The following is a 2,514-nucleotide window of genomic DNA, read 5'->3' as shown; positions in this document are numbered from 1 at the left end:
GAAGGACGACGGCTCCACCGTCGGCGGTTGCTGGATCTACACCGGCGTGTACGCGGACGGCGTCAACCAGGCGGCCCGCCGCAAGCCCGGCGCGGAGCAGTCCCTGGTGGCGCCCGAGTGGGGCTGGGCGTGGCCGGCGAACCGACGCATCCTCTACAACCGTGCCTCCGCCGACCCGGACGGCAACCCGTGGAGCGAGCGCAAACGCTACGTCTGGTGGGACGCGGAGAAGAGCGAGTGGACCGGCTACGACGTGCCGGACTTCGAGAAGACCAAACCGCCGTCCTACCGACCGGCGCACGACTCCTCAGGCGTGGCGGGGATCGCCGGCGACGACCCGTTCATCCTCCAGGGCGACGGCAAGGGCTGGCTGTACGCGCCGACCGGCGTGCTCGACGGGCCGATGCCCACCCACTACGAGCCGGTCGAGTCGCCGGTGCGCAACCCGCTCTACCGACAGCAGGCCAACCCGACCCGCAAGGTGTACACCCACCCGATCAACACGCTGAACCCGAGCCCGCCGGAACCGTACAGCCAGGTGTTCCCGTACGTGTTCACGGTCAGCCGGCTCACCGAGCACCACACCGCCGGCGGGATGAGCCGGATGGTGTCGCCGCTGGCCGAGTTGCAGCCGGAGATGTTCGTGGAGGTGTCCCCGGAGTTGGCCGTCGAACGCGGCCTCACCCACCTGGGCTGGGCTCACCTGATCACCGCGCGTGCGTCCATCGAGGCGAAGGTGCTGGTGACCGACCGGCTCACCCCGTTGCGGGTGGACGACCGGATCATCCACCAGGTGTGGTTGCCGTACCACTTCGGTTTCGAGGGTCTGGTGACCGGTGACTCGGCCAACGACCTGTTCGGCATCAGCCTGGACCCGAACGTGCTGATCCAGGAGAGCAAGGTCGGCACCTGCGACGTGCGGCCCGGCCGTCGTCCGACCGGCCCGGCGTTGCTGGACCTGGTCGCCGACTACCAGCGGCGCGCCGGAATCACCCCGGGCCATAATGCTCCGGCGGTCACCACCGACGACGAGGGGAAGGAGCGCGGTGCTTCCTGACCCGAACAGCCTGTACGGTCCGCTGGACCCGGCGCCGGACGCGGGTTATGAGAACGCGCCGCCGCGGATGGGGTTCTTCACCGACACGAGTGTCTGCATCGGTTGCAAGGCCTGTGAGGTGGCCTGCAAGGAGTGGAACGGTGTGCCGGAGAGCGGCTTGGACCTGCTCGGGATGTCGTACGACAACACGGGTGCGTTGACCGCGAACTCGTGGCGGCACGTGGCGTTCGTCGAGCAGCCCCGCCCGGCCAAGAGTCAGGCACCGCAGGCGGGCGACGTACTCGGGGAGCCGACCACCTCGGGCGCGGGGCCGCAGTTCCTGGGGATGCCGGGTGCGCAGCCGCCGGGTCGGGGCACCGGTGTCGAGGGGCGTACCGATTTCCGGTGGTTGATGATGTCGGATGTGTGCAAGCACTGCACGCACGCGGCGTGTCTGGATGTGTGTCCGACGGGGTCGTTGTTCCGGACGGAGTTCGGGACGGTGGTGGTGCAGGAGGACATCTGCAACGGGTGTGGTTACTGCATCTCCGCCTGCCCGTACGGGGTGATCGATCAGCGTAAGGACGATGGTCGGGCGTGGAAGTGCACGTTGTGCTACGACCGGTTGGGCGCGGGGATGACGCCTGCGTGTGCGCAGGCGTGTCCGACGGAGTCGATCCAGTACGGGCCCCTGGATGAGTTGCGGGAGCGGGCCGCCGCACGGGTGGACACCCTGCACGAACGGGGTGTGCCGGAGGCCCGGCTGTACGGGCACGACCCGAACGACGGCGTCGGCGGTGACGGGGCGTTCTTCCTGCTGCTGGACGAGCCGGAGGTGTACGGACTGCCACCGGACCCAGTCGTGACCACCCGCGACCTGCCGGCCATGTGGAAACGCGCCGGTCTCGCGGCGCTGGCCATGGCGGCGGCCACCGTCGCCGCGTTCGTCGGAGGTTCCTCGTGAGTTCCCAGCGCCCCGAGGTGGGTGACCTGTTCCGTCGCTTCCGCGACCGGCTGGCCGCCGAAGGTTCCGACCGCCCGGGCCTACCGGCACGGCCGGAGGCCGGGGACGATGACGGACCGGCGGGCACCGAGACTCACGCCGGCGACCGCCAGCAGGTGACCTCGCCGCCGCAGCGGGGCACCGGTCGGCGGCCGGGCCGCCGACGCGGCGGGCGCGGTGGCGAGGAGCTGCGGGTCCCGGAGGCCGAGTTCACGTCGTACTACGGTCGGCCCATCCTCAAGGGTCCGGTCTGGAAGTGGGACATCGCCGCGTACCTGTTCACCGGTGGCCTGGCGGCCGGGTCGTCGCTGCTCGCGGCCGGTGGGCAGCTCACCGGGCGGCCGGCGTTGCGTCGTGCCGGGCGGGTCACCGCGCTGGCCGCCGTCAGCGCCAGCGCCGTCTTCCTCGTCAAGGACCTGGGCCGGCCGGCCCGCTTCCACCACATGCTGCGGGTGGCCAAGCCGACCTCGCCGAT

General features: G+C 70.7%; 3 protein-coding genes. All 3 read left to right on the top strand.

Annotated features, from left to right (window positions below):
• The coding region (locus ACWCO3_RS33840) for a molybdopterin dinucleotide binding domain-containing protein (protein ID WP_450014025.1) at positions 1-1,057 on the top strand (1,057 nt) is incomplete at its 5' end.
• Positions 1,047-2,000 (top strand): 4Fe-4S dicluster domain-containing protein, encoded by a 954-nt coding sequence (locus tag ACWCO3_RS33835; protein WP_450014023.1) that lies wholly within the window; start codon positions 1,047-1,049, stop codon positions 1,998-2,000. The genes ACWCO3_RS33840 and ACWCO3_RS33835, both read left to right, overlap by 11 nt.
• A partial coding sequence (gene nrfD / locus ACWCO3_RS33830; RefSeq protein ID WP_450014021.1) for an NrfD/PsrC family molybdoenzyme membrane anchor subunit occupies positions 1,997-2,514 on the top strand: 518 nt, incomplete at its 3' end. The genes ACWCO3_RS33835 and nrfD, both read left to right, overlap by 4 nt.

It is taken from the genome of Micromonospora sp. NPDC002411 (assembly GCF_053592955.1).
The sequence above is the reverse complement of the archived record's forward strand: the minus strand, read 5'-3'. Positions and strand labels throughout refer to the sequence as shown.